The sequence below is a fragment of the Micromonospora sp. NPDC085948 genome, from assembly GCF_040686315.1.
Classification (GTDB): Bacteria; Actinomycetota; Actinomycetes; order Mycobacteriales; family Micromonosporaceae; genus Micromonospora.
In genome coordinates this window covers 50,373-64,974 of the sequence record NZ_JBFBJW010000002.1, presented here as the reverse complement: position 1 = coordinate 64,974, position 14,602 = coordinate 50,373, and the positions used below count along the sequence as shown (strand labels likewise).

Annotated in this window: 15 protein-coding genes, 1 tRNA gene and 1 other RNA gene; 7 read left to right on the top strand and 10 right to left on the bottom strand. The window is 70.3% G+C overall.

From position 1 onward, the window contains the following. Positions 1 to 4: 4 nt before the first annotated feature. The 5 genes from AB0O48_RS06040 to AB0O48_RS06020 all read right to left on the bottom strand — a co-directional run bounded on the left by AB0O48_RS06040 (position 5) and on the right by AB0O48_RS06020 (position 4,478). Entirely contained in the window at positions 5 to 1,012 is a 1,008-nt protein-coding gene (locus AB0O48_RS06040) for an ABC transporter permease (protein WP_357255516.1), read from the bottom strand. A gap of 96 nt (positions 1,013 to 1,108) precedes the next feature. Continuing rightward, on the bottom strand, positions 1,109 to 2,779 hold the full coding sequence (locus AB0O48_RS06035; protein ID WP_357255518.1) for an ABC transporter substrate-binding protein: 1,671 nt from the start codon (positions 2,777 to 2,779) through the stop codon (positions 1,109 to 1,111). A gap of 239 nt (positions 2,780 to 3,018) precedes the next feature. Further along, complete coding sequence (locus AB0O48_RS06030; RefSeq protein ID WP_357255520.1) at positions 3,019 to 3,471, bottom strand: hypothetical protein; 453 nt, start codon at positions 3,469 to 3,471, stop codon at positions 3,019 to 3,021. Positions 3,472 to 3,567: 96 nt separating this feature from the next. Beyond that, entirely contained in the window at positions 3,568 to 4,161 is a 594-nt protein-coding gene (recR, locus tag AB0O48_RS06025; protein ID WP_357255522.1) for a recombination mediator RecR, read from the bottom strand. Between the two features lie 8 nt (positions 4,162 to 4,169). Continuing rightward, positions 4,170 to 4,478: a YbaB/EbfC family nucleoid-associated protein gene (locus tag AB0O48_RS06020; protein WP_238433593.1), complete on the bottom strand. Its 309-nt coding sequence runs from the start codon at positions 4,476 to 4,478 to the stop codon at positions 4,170 to 4,172. A gap of 202 nt (positions 4,479 to 4,680) precedes the next feature. Between AB0O48_RS06020 and AB0O48_RS06015 the strand changes: the two genes are divergently transcribed. Beyond that, positions 4,681 to 5,352, top strand: coding sequence for a DUF998 domain-containing protein (locus AB0O48_RS06015; protein WP_365063477.1), 672 nt, complete (start codon positions 4,681 to 4,683; stop codon positions 5,350 to 5,352). A gap of 58 nt (positions 5,353 to 5,410) precedes the next feature. Here AB0O48_RS06015 and AB0O48_RS06010 read toward each other — a convergent pair whose 3' ends face one another. Both AB0O48_RS06010 and ffs read right to left on the bottom strand, forming a co-directional pair. Then, positions 5,411 to 8,341 carry a DNA polymerase III subunit gamma and tau gene (locus AB0O48_RS06010; protein ID WP_365063474.1) on the bottom strand — a complete coding sequence of 977 codons (2,931 nt, stop codon included), beginning with the start codon at positions 8,339 to 8,341 and terminating at the stop codon, positions 5,411 to 5,413. 203 nt (positions 8,342 to 8,544) lie between these two features. Continuing rightward, an RNA gene (gene ffs / locus AB0O48_RS06005) (signal recognition particle sRNA small type) lies at positions 8,545 to 8,634 on the bottom strand. Between the two features lie 82 nt (positions 8,635 to 8,716). On the opposite strand from ffs, the gene AB0O48_RS06000 reads away from it, so the two are divergent. Continuing rightward, positions 8,717 to 8,801 (top strand) — tRNA-Ser (locus AB0O48_RS06000). Between the two features lie 387 nt (positions 8,802 to 9,188). Further along, positions 9,189 to 10,025 carry a class I SAM-dependent methyltransferase gene (locus tag AB0O48_RS05995; protein ID WP_357255528.1) on the top strand — a complete coding sequence of 279 codons (837 nt, stop codon included), beginning with the start codon at positions 9,189 to 9,191 and terminating at the stop codon, positions 10,023 to 10,025. A 76-nt stretch (positions 10,026 to 10,101) separates the two neighbouring features. Here the strand turns inward: AB0O48_RS05995 and AB0O48_RS05990 are convergent, their stop codons facing one another. Beyond that, on the bottom strand, positions 10,102 to 10,341 hold the full coding sequence (locus AB0O48_RS05990) for a flavin reductase (protein ID WP_357255530.1): 240 nt from the start codon (positions 10,339 to 10,341) through the stop codon (positions 10,102 to 10,104). Between the two features lie 200 nt (positions 10,342 to 10,541). On the opposite strand from AB0O48_RS05990, the gene AB0O48_RS05985 reads away from it, so the two are divergent. Then, positions 10,542 to 11,309, top strand: a complete 768-nt coding sequence (locus AB0O48_RS05985; RefSeq protein ID WP_365063470.1) for a helix-turn-helix transcriptional regulator — start codon at positions 10,542 to 10,544, stop codon at positions 11,307 to 11,309. After that, a complete protein-coding gene (locus AB0O48_RS05980; protein WP_357570726.1) occupies positions 11,300 to 11,494 on the top strand; it encodes a DUF397 domain-containing protein in 195 nt (64 codons plus the stop codon). The genes AB0O48_RS05985 and AB0O48_RS05980 overlap by 10 nt, the downstream gene beginning before the upstream one ends. A 103-nt stretch (positions 11,495 to 11,597) precedes the next feature. On the opposite strand, the gene AB0O48_RS05975 is transcribed toward AB0O48_RS05980, so the two are convergent. Continuing rightward, positions 11,598 to 12,167, bottom strand: a complete 570-nt coding sequence (locus AB0O48_RS05975; protein ID WP_365063467.1) for a TetR/AcrR family transcriptional regulator — start codon at positions 12,165 to 12,167, stop codon at positions 11,598 to 11,600. A gap of 85 nt (positions 12,168 to 12,252) precedes the next feature. Between AB0O48_RS05975 and AB0O48_RS05970 the strand changes: the two genes are divergently transcribed. Both AB0O48_RS05970 and AB0O48_RS05965 read left to right on the top strand, forming a co-directional pair. Beyond that, entirely contained in the window at positions 12,253 to 12,948 is a 696-nt protein-coding gene (locus AB0O48_RS05970; RefSeq protein WP_365063464.1) for an alpha/beta hydrolase, read from the top strand. A gap of 90 nt (positions 12,949 to 13,038) precedes the next feature. Then, positions 13,039 to 13,593: a hypothetical protein gene (locus AB0O48_RS05965; protein ID WP_365063461.1), complete on the top strand. Its 555-nt coding sequence runs from the start codon at positions 13,039 to 13,041 to the stop codon at positions 13,591 to 13,593. A 51-nt stretch (positions 13,594 to 13,644) separates the two neighbouring features. On the opposite strand, the gene AB0O48_RS05960 is transcribed toward AB0O48_RS05965, so the two are convergent. Next, positions 13,645 to 14,517, bottom strand: coding sequence for an SDR family NAD(P)-dependent oxidoreductase (locus tag AB0O48_RS05960; RefSeq protein ID WP_365063458.1), 873 nt, complete (start codon positions 14,515 to 14,517; stop codon positions 13,645 to 13,647). Between the last annotated feature and the right edge of the window lie 85 nt (positions 14,518 to 14,602).

Here is a 14,602-nt window from a genome sequence, read left to right as displayed (position 1 = left end):
TCACTCATCGCACACGCACCCTCGGGTCGATGAAGGCGTAGGAGAGGTCGACGAGCAGGTTGACCACCACGAAGACCAGCGCCGCCAGCAGGATGATCGCCTGGAGCACCGGGTAGTCGCGGCCGCCGCTGATCGAGTCGGTGATCAGGGTGCCGATGCCGCCCCAGTTGTAGACCTTCTCGGTGAGCACCGCGCCGGAGAGCAGCGCACCGGTCTGCAGGCCGATGGTCGTGACCACGGGCAGGAGGGCGTTGCGCAGGATGTGCCGGCCGCGGATCGTCCGGTGACGCAGGCCCTTCGCCTCGGCGGTCCGTACGTAGTCCTCGTCCAGGACGTCGAGCACGCTGGCGCGGGTGATCCGCACGATCACCGCCAGCGGGATGGTGGCGAGGGTGATCGCCGGCAGGATCAGGTGCCACAACGCGTCCGCGCTGGCGTCGAACTCGCGGGTCAACAGGCCGTCGAGCACGAAGAAGCCGGTGACGTTCGTGTTTTCCAGTCCGGTGGTGAGCCGCCCGGACGGCGGGAACCAGTGGATGTTCTGGGTGAAGACGTCCTTGAGCAGGTAGCCCAGGAAGAAGATCGGGATGGAGATGCCGAGCAGGGTGCCGGCGATGGTGAGGTTGTCCGGCCACCGTCCGCGCCAGCGGGCGGCGAGGTAGCCGAGCGGCACACCGAGGCCGACGGCGATGATCATCGCGGCGACGGCCAGCTCGATGGTGGCCGGGAAGGCGCGGCTGATCACCTCGGTGACCGGGTCACCGGTCCGGATCGAGTTGCCGAAATCGCCTGTCAACACCCGCTGCATGAACTTGCCGTACTGCACCAGGATCGGCTGGTCGTAGCCGAGCGCCTTGGTCAGCAGCTCGCGACGTTCGGGCGTCGCCCGCTCGCCGAGCAGTGCCTCGATGGGGCCGCCGGGCAGGTTCCGCAGCCAGATGAAGATCAGCGCCGACAGCGCTATGAGGGTCACCACCAGCTGCAACAGGCGGCGAACTATGACTCGCAACATCTCTCACACACCAGACTCTCAAAGATCGCGGATCGGCCCGGGCCGGGAGGAACCCCGGACCGGGCCGATCACGCCTACGGCCTCAGCCGAGGGACGTCACTTGCTGATGCTGACCGTGTTGAATCGCTCGTCGGTCAACGGGCTGGCCACCAGGCCCTTGACGTCCTTGGTGACGACGATGGCCGGCGGAGCGTGCCAGACCGGAACGGCCGGCAGCCACTTGGCGGCGATGTCGCGGTTGACCTGCTCCCAGGCCGCCTTCTTGCCCGCCTCGTCGACGATGCCGTCAGCCTTGGCGATGGCGTCGAACATCTCGGTCATCGACTGGTCGCCGAACTCGATCTTGCCCCGGCCGAAGAACGTGCCGACGAAGTTGCCCGGGTCGTTGTAGTCACCCGTCCAACCGAGGATGTGCAGGTCGTGCTTGCCGAACTGCTGCACGTCGTCCTTGAAGCCACCGTTCCACGGGCGAGGAACACCGTTGACCTTGATGCCGACGGCCTGCAGGTCGTTGGCGAGGACGGTGAAGATCTCCTGCGGGTTCGGCATGTACGGCCGGGTGACGTCCGGCGGGTAGTAGAAGTTGAGCGTCAGACCCTCGGCGCCAGCGTCCTTGAGGAGCTGCTTGGCCTTCTCCGGGTTGTACTCGTACTTCTGCACGTCCGGGGCGTAGCCGAGCACGGTGTCCGGCAGGAACTCGTCGGCGACCTTCGCGCCACCCGGACCCTTGGTCTGCACCAGCTGCTGGCGGTTGAGGGCGTAGGCGATCGCCTGGCGCACCCGCAGGTCCTTCAGCTTCGGGTTCTTCTGGTTGAGGCCGAGGTAGAGGACGTTGAACGCCGGGCGGTTGACGACCTGGAAGCCCTCACCCTCGAGCGCCTTGCGGTCGGCCGGGGCCGGGAAGTCGATGCCCTGGACGGTGCCGGCACGAAGCTCCTGCTTGCGGGTGCTCTCGTCCTTGATGATCTTGATGATCATCTTGTCCACCTTGGCCTTGTCGCCAAAGTAGTCCGGGTTGCGGTTCAGGGTGATCTCGTTCTTGGCCTTGTCCCAGCCACCGAAGGTGAACGGGCCGGTGCCGACCGGGTTGGTGGTCGCGAAGGCGCTGTACTCGAACGAGTCGCCGTTCTGCTTCACCGTGTTGGCGTCGTACTTCTTCAGCGCGTCCGGGCTCGCGATCGAGAGCGAGGTCAGCGCGAAGGCACCCGGGAAGGCGCCCTTGTACTGGTTCAGCGTGACGACCGCGGTGCCGTCGCCCTGCGCCTCACACTTGTTGTAGAGCGGCTTGCCGGCGGACTCGCTCTCGTTCTTGGCGAAGCCCCCGAAGACGTCCATGTAGTAGATCATCTGGGACTGGGCGGCAGCGCCCTTCATGTTGTACCAGCGGTCGAAGTTGAAGCAGACCGCGGCGGCGTTGAACGGCGTACCGTCGTGGAACTTCACGCCCTGGCGGAGCTTGAACGTCCAGACCTTGCCCTCCGGGTCGTGCTCCCAGCTCTCCGCCAGGCCGCCCTGAAGCTCCGCGGTGCCCGGCTTGTGACTCACCAGGGTGTCGAACATCTGCCGGACCGGCCGGAACGACTCACCGTCATCGTTGAAGATCGGGTCAAAGTTCTTCGGGTCACCGGCACCCGCGAAGATGAAGGTGCCGCCAGTCTTGGCCTCGCCACTGTCGCCGCGCTCGCTCTCCGCGCAGCCGGCCGCACCGACCGCCAGAGCGGCAACGGCCGCGATGGCCACGGCCGTTTTAAGCCTTCTCGCCTGCATCTCTCACCTCTGTCATGCGCATGACCACGCCGAGCTGTGGCTCGGTCCGTGTGCGGGAGGCTATGACATGTCACACGTCAAGCGGAACGGGCGTTAGGCAATCGCTACCAAGCCGACACCTTGGTCCCGAGGTCTGACAGTCGACGGCACGACGCAGACAGGGAGCGACATAGATCTGCTGGGCGCCGGACGTCGCGCGGTCGGCCATCGAAAGCCGGCGTTGGCGACGTCGGGACGCGTCAGAAGGGCGTCGGCCAGGGCACGGGTGGTGGGCAGTCCGCCAGCCGCTCGGAAACCGAACCCGCCGCGGCCGTGCCCAGGTCGTGGAAGGTCACGCGGTGGCAGACGTAGACCATGCTCACCGAGATCATCGCGCTGACGGGCTCCTCCCGGTACACGATCACCATCAGGTCGGGCAGCCTTCGCACCTCCCGCACCTGCATCCCCATGCCCTCCGCGGCCGCCGCCAACCGGTCGTCGGTCGGCGCCGGGTCACCGTCGGCCACCACCGCGTCGGCGTACGCCTGTGTGACGCGAGTCATGGTTGCTTCGGCCTCGGCCTGCTCCACGCGGCTGTCCGCGGCCATTCGCCGCATCCACACCTCGACCGCCACGACGGGGCCCGCGATGGCCAGGGCCACCACGACCACCAGCACCGCCGGAGTCCAGGACTGCTGGACCGGCTGCCGCATCGCCACTCGCCACCCCCAGGGGTACGCCGACCACTCAGTCGTATCCCACCGAGTGTGGCGACCGTCCGCCAGTGGCACGCATCCTTGGCGTCTCCGTCAGACGGCCCGGCGCCCCTCGAAGGCCCGGCCGAGGGTGATCTCGTCGGCGTACTCCAGGTCGCCGCCGACCGGCAACCCACTGGCCAGTCGGGTCACCGAGATACCCATCGGCTTCACCATCAGCGCCAGATAGGTGGCGGTCGCCTCGCCCTCGGTGTTCGGGTCGGTGGCCAGGATCAACTCCCGGATGCCGCCACCACCGAGCCGGATCATCAGCTCCCGGATGCGCAGGCTGTCCGGACCGATCCCCTCCAGCGGATTGATCGCGCCGCCCAGCACGTGGTAGCGACCGCGGAACTCACCGGTCCGCTCGATGGCGACCACGTCCTTGGGCTCCTCCACCACGCACAGCACCTCGTCGGTGCGTCGCGGGTCCCGGCAGATCCGGCACTGCTCGGACTCGGCCACGTTGTAGCAGGTCGTACAGAACCGGACCAGCTCCTTGACCTTGCGCAACGCGCCGGCCAACCGGTTGACGTCGGCCGGATCCGCCGACAGGACGTGGAACGCGATCCGCTGAGCGCTCTTCGGACCCACGCCCGGCAACCGGCCCAACTCGTCGATCAGGTCCTGGATGGCACCTTCGTACATCTGCCGGCTCAGAACCCGGGCAGGCCGAGGCCGCCCATGCCGCCGGCGACCGGACCCATCTTGCGCTCGGTCAGCTCCCGTGCCGCCTCGGCGGCGTTGTGCACGGCCGCGACGACCAGATCCTCAAGGGTCTCCACGTCGTCCGGGTCGACGGCCTTCGGGTCGATCTTGATGGCCTTGAGTTCACCGGCGCCGGAGACGGTCGCGGTGACCAGCCCACCGCCGGCGGTGCCGGTCAGCTCGGCCTCGGCCAGCTCGGCCTGCGCGGCGGCGATCTGCTGCTGCATCTTCTGCGCCTGCTTCAGCATCTGCTGCATGTTCGGCTGTCCACCTGGGCGCACGGATGGCTCCTTCTCGCACTCGTCTGCTCGGCCGCCGCCCAGCCTATCCGCTGGGACCGACCACGCCCCCGTCCGGTGTGTGCCACACGGCGAGCCCTCCGGGTACGGCTGTCACTACCCCGAAACGGCCATCTGTCGGTAGTGCGCCGGGACCCGTCGCGCTGGTGTGCTCAACGGCATGAATCTCAACCGCACCGGCCGGGCCGGCGCGCTGTGCTGGGTGGCAGCCGCACCGGTCTTCCTCGTCGCCAGCCTGATCACCGGACTGCGCTGGCGGCAGCCGGCCTACAGTTGGGCCACCCACAACATCAGCGACCTCGGCAACGCCCACTGCGGCATCTGGGACACCACCCGACCCCGCTACGTGTGCTCGCCCTGGCACCCGCTGATGAACGCCGCGATGCTGGTCACCGCCGTGCTGCTCGCCGCCGGGCTCCTGCTGACCTGGCGGCTCCTCGGTCGCGGCGGCGTGGTGCGCACGGCGCAGATCCTCCTGCTGCTGGCCACCGGCGGGTACGCCCTGGCGGCCCGCTACCCGGCCGACGTGGACGAGAACCTGCACGTCCTCGGCGCGTTCCTGATCATGGGAACGGGCAACGTCGGTCTGCTCCTCGCCGGCTTCGCACCGGCCAGCACGACGCTCGGCCGGTGGCGACGGATCACCCTCGCCGCCGGGATCATCGCGCTGGTCGGGACGGTGCTGTTCTTCGCCCAGCAGGGCATGGGGATCGGGGTGGGCGGCATGGAACGGGTGGCCGTGCTGCCCTTCCCCCTCTGGGCCTGCTGCCTGGGCGTCCTGCTGGCCGAGACCCGCCCCGTGCGCGATCTTGCATTTTCTGCCCCGAAATAAGAGGTGATTCTCCACGAAACGGCGACCGAAAGTGCAAGATCGCCGAGCCGGGGGCGGGTTAACGGGCGTCTACCTCGTCGATCTTCTCGGCGCCGAACGTCTCGCGCAGCAGCCGTACCGCCTGCTCCTCGCTGGACTCCCGGGCGGTCTTCTCGTCGATGACCTCGTCCAACGGCTCGTCGCCCGGATCGAACCCCTCGTAGACCGGTGTCGCCGGCGCCGCGCCACCCGGTCGACCACCCCGCACCGGGCCGTCGAAGTCCGGGTCGTAGGGCGGTTCGCCCGCCCACTCGGCGTCCGCGACGGGCCGGGCCGCCGATCCGGTACGCACACCGCGCCCCGCCGCCGCCGCGCGAGCCGCGGCGATGGCGCTGCTCACCGGTGCGCCGCCGCCGTTAGTGCCGCTGCCGTTAGCGCTGCCGCCTGGTCCACTGCCGTTCGGGCCACGGCCGTTCGGGCCACGGCCGTTCGCGCCACTGCCGTTCGGGCCACTGCCGTTCGGGCCGGTCGGGGTTGGTGCCGTGCCGGGGCCACCCGGTCCAGCATCCGGGCCGGGGTCGTTCCCCGCCGATGCGCCACCCGGACGGGCGGCCTCCGGCCAGTCCTCGTCATCGGTCGCCTCGGCGGTCGGTTCGCCACCGCCAGGGCGGGCCGCCGCCGGCCAGTCGTCCTCGTCGTCTGCCGAGGCGTCCGCTGGCCCGGGCTGCGTTCCGCCCTGCCGACCCGAGCCGTGCGCGCCGTAGCCCTCCCCGCCCCCACCGGCACGCGCAACCGCGCCTCCCGGCAGGCCACCACGGGCGTCCGAGCCGGCGACGCTTGTCGAGTTCGGCGCGACGGGCGGCGCAGTCGCCGGGCTGGCGGCGCTGCTCGGGTAGGGCGCGCTGGGCGGCCCACCCGGCAGGTTGGCCGCGGCCGACGGGTTCGGCGCGGCAGGCGGTGCGTTCGGCGGGCCGGCAACGGCGTTCCCGCTCGGAGCGTTCGGCGCGGCGGTCGGATTCGCCGCAGGGGCCGGGGCGGCGGGTCGGGTCGGCGCGGCGGATTGCGCGCGCTGCGGACCGGACAACGAGACGCCACCGCGCTCGCCGGCGACCTCGCAGCGGATCTGCCAGCGCCCGCCCAACTCCTCGTAGAGCGCGTCGGTGAGCACCGCCGCGTGATCGGCCATCATCTTGGCCAGCACGGTGGACTTCACCGTCAGCACCAGCATGTCGCCGTCGAGTTCACGCACCACGGCGTCGCGCATCAGGGCGGCGATCCGCTTGTTGGTGCGGTTGACCTTGCCCACCACATCGGGCCAGACGCGGCGGACCGCGACGGCGTCCAGCGCCGCGGCCGGCGCTCCCGGTCGGGGCGGCTGGGGCGTGGCCGGGTCGGGCAGCACCGCCGACGGTGGCACCACACGACGCGGGGCCGCGGCGGGCGGAACGGGTGCCGACCCGGCGACAGCCGACGCACCGGGTGACGCCGGGATCGGCGAGTCGGCGGCCGAGGCGTGCGAAGCAGACGCGCCGGAGGTCGGGGCGTACGAGGCAGGTGCGCCGGAGGTCGGAGCGTACGAGGCAGGTGCGCCGGAGGTCGGAGCCGGTGCGCCACCGACCGGGCCGTGCGAGGCGGGTGCGCCGGAGACCGCAGCAGCCGACGCGGGAGCACCCCCGGCGCTCTGGGTCGGGGACGCGGCCGGGTCGACCGCCCACGGCGGCGCGGAGGTGGGGGCGTTGACGGGTGCGGGGTGTGCGGCAGCCGGGACCGGGGGGCTCGGCTGTGGGCGTACTCCCGGGTGGGCGGCCGGCGCGGAGCCGGCGGTGGCCGGCGGCGCGTCGGTGCCGCTCAGGGTGAGCCGGCGTTCCATGCGTTCGAGGCGTTGGAGCAGGCCACCTGTGGAGTCGTCCGCGCCGGGCAGCAGCATCCGGGCGCAGATCAGCTCCAGCAGCAGGCGGGGCGCTGTGGTGCCACGCATCTCGATCAGACCGTCGTGCACGATGTCGGCGCAGCGGGAGAGCGTGCCCGGCCCGAGTTGCGCGGCCTGGGCGGCCATCCGCTCGATCTGGTCGGCGGGGCCGTCGATCAGGCCCTTCGCGGCGGCGTCCGGCACCTGCTGGATCACGATGAGGTCGCGGAGCCGTTCGAGCAGGTCCGCGGCGAACCGGCGCAGGTCGTGGCCGGCCTCGGCGACCCGGTCGACGGTGGCGTACGCGGCCGCGCCGTCACCGGCGGCCAGCGCGTCGCACATCTCGTCGATCAGCGCGGAGTCGGTGACCCCGAGCAGCGCGACGGCCCGGGCGTAGCTGACCCCCTCCGGGCCGGCGCCGGCGATGAGCTGGTCGAGCACGGAGAGGCTGTCCCGCATGCTGCCGCCACCGGCGCGGACCACAAGCGGAAAGACCGCCGGCTCGACGGCGACGCCCTCGGCCTGGGTGAGCTGCTCCAGGTACGGGCGGACCACCTTCGGCGGAAACAGCCGGAACGGGTAGTGGTGGGTCCGCGACCGGATCGTGCCGAGGACCTTCTCCGGTTCGGTGGTGGCGAAGATGAACTTGACGTACTCCGGTGGCTCCTCGACCAGCTTGAGCAGGGCGTTGAAGCCCTGGGTCGAGACCATGTGCGCCTCGTCGATGATGTAGATCTTGAAGCGGCTGTTGGCCGGCGCGAAGAAGGCACGCTCGCGCAGCTCACGGGCATCGTCGACACCACCGTGGCTGGCCGCGTCGATCTCGATCACGTCGATCGAGCCGGCACCGTCGGTGGCCAGCGAGCGGCAGGACGCGCACTTGCCGCACGGCTCGGGGGTGGGGCCCTGCTCACAGTTGAGCGAGCGGGCCATGATCCGGGCGCTGGTGGTCTTGCCGCAGCCACGAGGGCCGGAGAAGAGGTAGGCGTGGTTGAGCCGCCCGCTGCGCAACGCCTGCGACAGCGGCTCGGTCACGTGCTCCTGGCCGATGACCTCAGCGAAGGTACGCGGCCGGTACTTGCGGTAGAGCGCCAGCGTCACTCGTCCCGCCTCCTCTCGACCGAGCCATTCTGCGCCGGTCGGGCGCGGGTGACCACCCACCCCGCCGGGGCACCTGGGCTCTCGGGCTTGATCGACCTGGCCGCCGCGCTTGATCGACTCGGCTTCCTGGAAATCGGGGTGTCCGCAGGCCCGGGATGCCCCGACATCATGGATGTCGAGTGGATCAACCGGCCCACAGACAAAAAGGCCTCCCGTGCACCCGGCAGAGCTCGCTTATCCTTGCTGCCTTCCGGCCCTGGGGAGGTTCACGAGATACCGCCGCACGGGAGGTGTCGCCAAGCCTACCCGACCGCCGGTCGATCTTCAGGGGGTGGTGGGGTGGCCCTGCCCGCGGGGGCCTGTATCCTGGCTCGCGGAGGATTCGCCTAGAGGCCTAGGGCGCACGCTTGGAAAGCGTGTTGGGTTTACACCCTCACGAGTTCGAATCTCGTATCCTCCGCTCGTCCGAGCAGCACCAACGACAGGGCCGGCCCTCACGGGACCGGCCCTGAGTCGTCTCGGCGTCAGCCCACCACCCGGACACTCTCCGCGCCCTGTGCCGAGAGCCACGCTTCGAGGTCGTCGCCGCCGAGGGTCCGGGTCGCGCCCTCGTCGACGAGGACCGGGCCGAACGACGTCACCGCTGGTCCGTTTGTATCCGCTCATCGAACCGCTCACCACCGGCCGTGCTGCTCGCCCGGGCCGCCACGGCGCACGGGACCTCGGCAGCCAGGTGTCCCCTCGGTCGCTCAAGGTGATCATGTGAGCTGAGGGAGATTAACATGGGTCGACGTACGCAACCTTTTACGCGAGACGCCACAACGCGTTCCGTGGTCTCATCGACGTCGTGACCGAGGCGACCTGGCAGTGGGACGAGACCTTGTACGCGGGCAGCGCCCGCCACTACAGCGTCGGACGGCGGCCCTACCCGGCTGCCCTCGCCGATGCCATCCGTACCGCGCTCGACCTCGACGGCACCGGCCGACTCCTGGACGTGGGCTGCGGACCCGGATCGTTGACGCTGCTGCTCGCGCCGCTGTTCGAGGCGGCGGTGGGCGTCGACGCCGACCAGGACATGCTCGCGGAGGGGCGGCGCAGAGCTGACGGTGTCGGTGTGATCAACGTCGAGTGGCGACACCTGCGCGCCGAGGCCCTGCCGGCCGACCTGGGCACCTTCCGGGTGGCCACGTTCGCCCAGTCGTTCCACTGGATGGACCGTCCGCTCGTAGCTCGTCGCGTCCGCGACATGCTCACGCCCGACGGAGCCTGGGTCCACGTGGGCGCCAACACGCATCAGGGCGCGACCGGGGACGACCCCCTGCCGTATCCCCGAGCGCCCTGGCAGCAGATCAACGACCTGGTCGCGAGCTACCTGGGGCCGATCCGTCGGGCCGGCCAGGGGTTGTTGCCAGCGGGCACCCCCTCCGGAGAGGCCGAGATCATGGGCGCGGCGGGCTTCACCGACCCGACCCGCATCACTGTCGAACAGGGGACCGTCGTGGAACGCTCGGTGGACGAGGTCACCTCGGCGGTGTTCTCGCTGTCCAGTTCGGCGCCGCACCTGTTCGGCGACCGGCTCCCGGCCTTCTCGGCGGAGCTGCGGCGGCTCTTGACGACGGCAGCACCAGACGGCCGCTTCGCCGAGCGGCAAGGGGACATCGAAGTGGCGATCTGGCGACCCTGACAGCCGCGGTGGCCGCGGTCGCCACGGTCAGCGGGGTCGGCGGGGTCGCCGCAGCCGCCGCAGGGAGGCAGCTCGGTCAGGTGCGGGCGCGCGCCCAGGAGAGGAAGCGTTCGGTCAGGCGGGCCGGGTCGATGTCGGTGAGGTGTTCGCCGGCCTCGGCGTGAAGGGTCGCCAGGTAGACGGTCAACGCCAGCCGGTCGTGTCGATACTCGCCGAGCAACCGCAGCTTCGCCGCCGAGCAGGGCCAGGCGATGCCGCATGCCGCGCAACGCCAGGTGGGGCGAGTCGGTACGTGATCCCGGTGGCGGCGGGGCATGGGCGGGCCTCCTTCGCGGTGGAAGAGGGTCGCCCCGCCCTCCCCGCCGGGGCGACCCTCTGACTGACGCCCACCGCCGGGCTGCTGCGCCTCCACCGGTCGCGCCGTCTTCTACAGGCCACCCTCGGGTGCGTCACCAGACAGATACACCGCGTAGCGATATGGTCCTCAGATATTTGAAACATCTCGATGGAGGGGCCGTGAACGACGCGTTGCGAGTGGCGCTCAGCGACACCGGGCACACCACCGAATCTCTCGCCGAGACCGTCGGCGTCGACCCGAAGACCGTGGGGCGGTGGTTGGCCGAGGGCCGCATCCCGCATGCTCGGCACCGCCTGGCGGCTGCCGAGGCCCTTCAGAAGAACGTGTCGGACATCTGGCCGGACACTTCAAGACGTCGTGATCCCATTTGGTTTCGTCCGTGGCAGGAGATCGAGCGGGAGGCGGTGTCACTGCGCTGGTTCGAGTCGACCGTCCTGCCGGGGTTGCTCCAGACCGAGGCGTACGCCCGCGCCGTCCTGGGCGGCGCGGGCCTGATCCCCCGGGGTGAGATCGAGCGGCACCTCACGGTCCGGCTCGGCCGACAGGGAGTGCTCAAGCGTGACGACCCGCCGCAGTTCACGGCGGTCATCGACGAGGGGATCCTCCGCCGCCCGGTGGGCGGCCGGTCGACGATGCACGAGCAACTGCTGGCCGTGGCGACAGCCTGCGCCGAGCCGCACATCCGGGTCCATGTCGTGCCCAGCGCGGTCGGCGCCTACGCCGGCCTGAACGGGCCGTTCGTGATCGCGCACAGTCCTGACCACCGGGTCGCGGGCTACCTGGACAACCAACTCCAGGGCCAAGTCGCTAGCGACCCCGAGGACATCGCGGCCATGATGGCGGCATGGGAGAACGTGCGCGGGGAGGCACTGTCCCACTGGCAGTCGGTCGATCTCATCAGGGAAGTGGCGGAGTCATGGAGTTGAACGGCGGCGCCCGGTGGCGCAAGAGCAGCCGCAGCAGCGGCAACGGCGGCGCGTGTGTGGAGGTCGCCGACAACCTGGCCGACGTGGTCGGCGTACGGGATTCCAAGGACCCGAGCGGCCCGGCGCTCACCTTCGCGCCGACGGCCTGGCGCGCGTTCGTCAGTCAGCTCGCCCGACGGGCCTGAACGGCTCCGACGGCGCGGTGGCCTCTCCGGCTGAGCGCGCGCCCAGCGAGCTCCGGTGCGAGCACGGTCGAGGTCACCGAGCTGGGCGCGGCCTCAGCCGGGTTCATCGCCGGTGGCCGGCCAGCAGGCCGAGGAAGGCGGCGAACGCCTCACCGACACGGTCGTGCTCACCTGTCGATCGATCGTCGAGCAGGAGCCCGCGTGTCACTCCGACGACCAACGTGGCCAGCACATCCGCCTGGGGGTGACGGTCGGCGCGTAGCCCATCGGCGATCGTGGGCAGCCAGTCGTGTACCGCCATCACCGGGAAGTCCTGCCACGGCGTCTCGGCCGGCGGCAGCGCGTGCACGACGCTGAACAGGCGGACGTAGCGTCGGGCAGCCGGCCCGGAGAGGGTCGCCCAGGCCGCGGCCAGGGTGTCGACGTAGGGCGTGTCGGGGCGGTGCCGCAGGGCATCCTCGAACAGCGCCCGCTGCCGCCGCCGGGCCTCGATCAGCGCCGACCGGACCAGCCGATCCTTCGTGGTGAAGTGATAGATCAGCATGCGTGGGCTGACTCCGACCGCCGCCGCGACCGGCGTCAACGAGGTGACCGGGAGTCCGTGCTCCAGCAGGTGGTCGACGCACCCGTCGAGGAGCCGCTCGCGGATCTCCGGCTGCGGACGGCGTCCCATGCCGCCACTTTTTCACGTAACGATCGCTACGTCTAACGTCGATGACGGAGTGGACCGGCGCGGGTCCACCGGACGGGAGATGGCGATGAATGTGGTGTTCGTGCACGGAGCCTGCGTCCGCGACGGGGAGTGGTGGTGGTCGCGGGTCGCGGATGCGCTGCGAGCCGACGGGCTGGGCAGCGTCGCTGTCCGGCTGCCGAGCTGCGGCGAGGTGGCGGGTGCCGCCGCCGACTTCGCGGCCGACGTCGCCGAGACCCGACGGGTGCTGCGCGAGGTGGGTCCGGCGGTGCTGGTGGGGCACTCCTACGGCGGGGTGGTCGCGACCGAGGCCGCCGACGCGGGCGAGGTCGCTCATCTGGTGTACGTCAGCTCTTTCCTGCCGGACGTCGGACAGGCCCTTGCCCACCTCGGCCCGGCGGAGCCGGCCCCTCACCTGGAATTCTTTCCGGACGGCACATTTGGCGCGCGACGCGAGTCGGTGCGCGACCTGTTTCTCCAGGACTGCGACGAGCAGGCGGTCGAGGGCGCAATCGCCCGCCTGACCCGACAGGCCGCTTCGGTGCTCACCGCCCCGGTCCGGTACGCGGGGTGGCGTCACCTGCCGTCGACGGCGATCGTCTGCGCCGAGGACCGGGCCACCCCACCCGCCCTGCAACGGTCCCAGGCGGCCCGCGCGACCCGGACTGTCGAGCTACCCAGCGGCCATCACCCGATGCTGTCCCATCCGCACCTGCTCGCCGATGCGGTGCGGACAGTCGCGGTGCCGCCGGGGCGGGTCTGACCACAACACCGGTACGGTGCCAGGCACCGACGGACCACACGACCGTCGTACACATGTTCTATCCACAGGCTGTGGACGGCGGAGGGATCGATGGGTTACCAGCTCAGCGCGGTGGTCGCGGACGCCGAGCTGCTCCGGGAGCAGACCGGCGAGCTGGATCACGCGGTCCTCGGCGAGTTGCGGCAGGACTTCGCGCTGCTGCCGGTCACCCCGCAGTTGATGATCGAGCTGACCGGGTCGCTGCCGGACTACGCGGCGGACGATCCGAGCGCCGAGCAGCCGTTCGGGCTGGTGCTGTCGCCGCCGCTTGCCGAGTTGCTGGCGGCCTGGTCCACGTCGGGGCCGGTGGCGTACCTGGAGGCGGAGTTCTTCGGCGGCGACGGCTACCAGTCGGCGGCGGTGTGGCTGGGCGGGACGCTGTCGTGGGGTCCACAGTTCGACGATGTCTTCGATGCTCCGCGCGAGCAGTGGCCGATCAACTCGGCGCTGACTCGGCTCGGCGCGGAGCCGGGCGCGTGGATCGACCCGTTCGCCGAACTGGGGCTGCACCTGGAACGGAACACCGACGGCTGGTTGGCGCACGGGCGGCGTCGGCTCAGCGCCGACTACTGGGACGAACTGGTCGAGCAGTGGGAGGACCGCTGACCGTACGAGTTGACCCGACCGGCGTGGTGGTGACTGAGAAACTATGTCGACCTAGCCGGCCAACTTCTCGCAGAGCGCCCAGATGGTGTCGCGGTTGCGCTTGTCGAGGACCGCTTCGGGCCACGCGGTGCGCCGGGACCGGCTGTTGACGTAGGTCCGGTGCATTCCGTGCGCCTGCGGGCTGGAGGCGAGGTGGATGCTTGATTCCGACGCCTTGACCACCGCTCGGTGTCCGTAGAGGACCGGCAACACCAGACGTAGCAGCGGGATGATGGGCCGCGCCAGCGTCGGGTAGGTGTTGCTGGTCAGGCCCCGGTTCATCGACGTGTACGCGTGGCCGGGGTAGGCCACGTTGAGGGTCACGCCGGTCCCGGTCAGGCGTTCGGCGAACGTGTAGCTCATCGCCATCAGCGCCAGCTTGGTCTGGTTGTAGAACGACAGCCCGACGTAGGACTTCTCGCCTTGCAGGTTGTCGAGGTCGATTCGTCCTCGCGGAATGCCGCCGGTGATGTTGATGACGCGGGCCGCCGGGACACGTTTCAGCGCCGGCAGCAGCAGGTGGGTCAGCAGATACGGCGCGACGACGTTGGCGGCGAAGGCGGTCTCGATGCCGTCCTCGGTCAGTTCGCGTCGTTCCCTGGTCACGCCGACGTTGTTGATCAGCACGTCCACGCTGCCGTACCGCGCGGTCACCCGGTCGGCCAGTCGGTGCAGATCGCGTCGCCGGGTCAGGTCGGCGGTATGCGTGTCGATGTTGCCGTTGCCGGTGTCGCGCTGGAGTTCGACGGCCGCGGCGCTTGCCCGACCAGGGTCGCGCCCGACGAGGACGACACGGGCGTCGAGCCGAGCCAACCCGCGGGCGGTCTCCTTGCCGATTCCACCCGTGCCGCCGGTCACCAGGACGGTTTTGCCGTTCAGCGTCATCGCGGTCGCCTCCCTCTGCTCAGGTCGTCATCAATATACGACACCGAGTGACAGGATCGACATGCAATGTTGTTAAGTATACTTC

Coding starts and splice junctions, on each gene's coding strand:
- AB0O48_RS06040 (WP_357255516.1), bottom strand. CDS start 1,012: ATGTTGCGAGTCATAGTTCGCCGCCTGTTGCAGCTGGTGGTGACCCTC.
- AB0O48_RS06035 (WP_357255518.1), bottom strand. CDS start 2,779: ATGCAGGCGAGAAGGCTTAAAACGGCCGTGGCCATCGCGGCCGTTGCC.
- AB0O48_RS06030 (WP_357255520.1), bottom strand. CDS start 3,471: ATGCGGCAGCCGGTCCAGCAGTCCTGGACTCCGGCGGTGCTGGTGGTC.
- recR (WP_357255522.1), bottom strand. CDS start 4,161: ATGTACGAAGGTGCCATCCAGGACCTGATCGACGAGTTGGGCCGGTTG.
- AB0O48_RS06020 (WP_238433593.1), bottom strand. CDS start 4,478: ATGCAGCAGATGCTGAAGCAGGCGCAGAAGATGCAGCAGCAGATCGCC.
- AB0O48_RS06015 (WP_365063477.1), top strand. CDS start 4,681: ATGAATCTCAACCGCACCGGCCGGGCCGGCGCGCTGTGCTGGGTGGCA.
- AB0O48_RS05990 (WP_357255530.1), bottom strand. CDS start 10,341: ATGCCCCGCCGCCACCGGGATCACGTACCGACTCGCCCCACCTGGCGT.
- AB0O48_RS05980 (WP_357570726.1), top strand. CDS start 11,300: ATGGAGTTGAACGGCGGCGCCCGGTGGCGCAAGAGCAGCCGCAGCAGC.
- AB0O48_RS05975 (WP_365063467.1), bottom strand. CDS start 12,167: ATGGGACGCCGTCCGCAGCCGGAGATCCGCGAGCGGCTCCTCGACGGG.
- AB0O48_RS05970 (WP_365063464.1), top strand. CDS start 12,253: ATGAATGTGGTGTTCGTGCACGGAGCCTGCGTCCGCGACGGGGAGTGG.
- AB0O48_RS05965 (WP_365063461.1), top strand. CDS start 13,039: ATGGGTTACCAGCTCAGCGCGGTGGTCGCGGACGCCGAGCTGCTCCGG.
- AB0O48_RS05960 (WP_365063458.1), bottom strand. CDS start 14,517: ATGACGCTGAACGGCAAAACCGTCCTGGTGACCGGCGGCACGGGTGGA.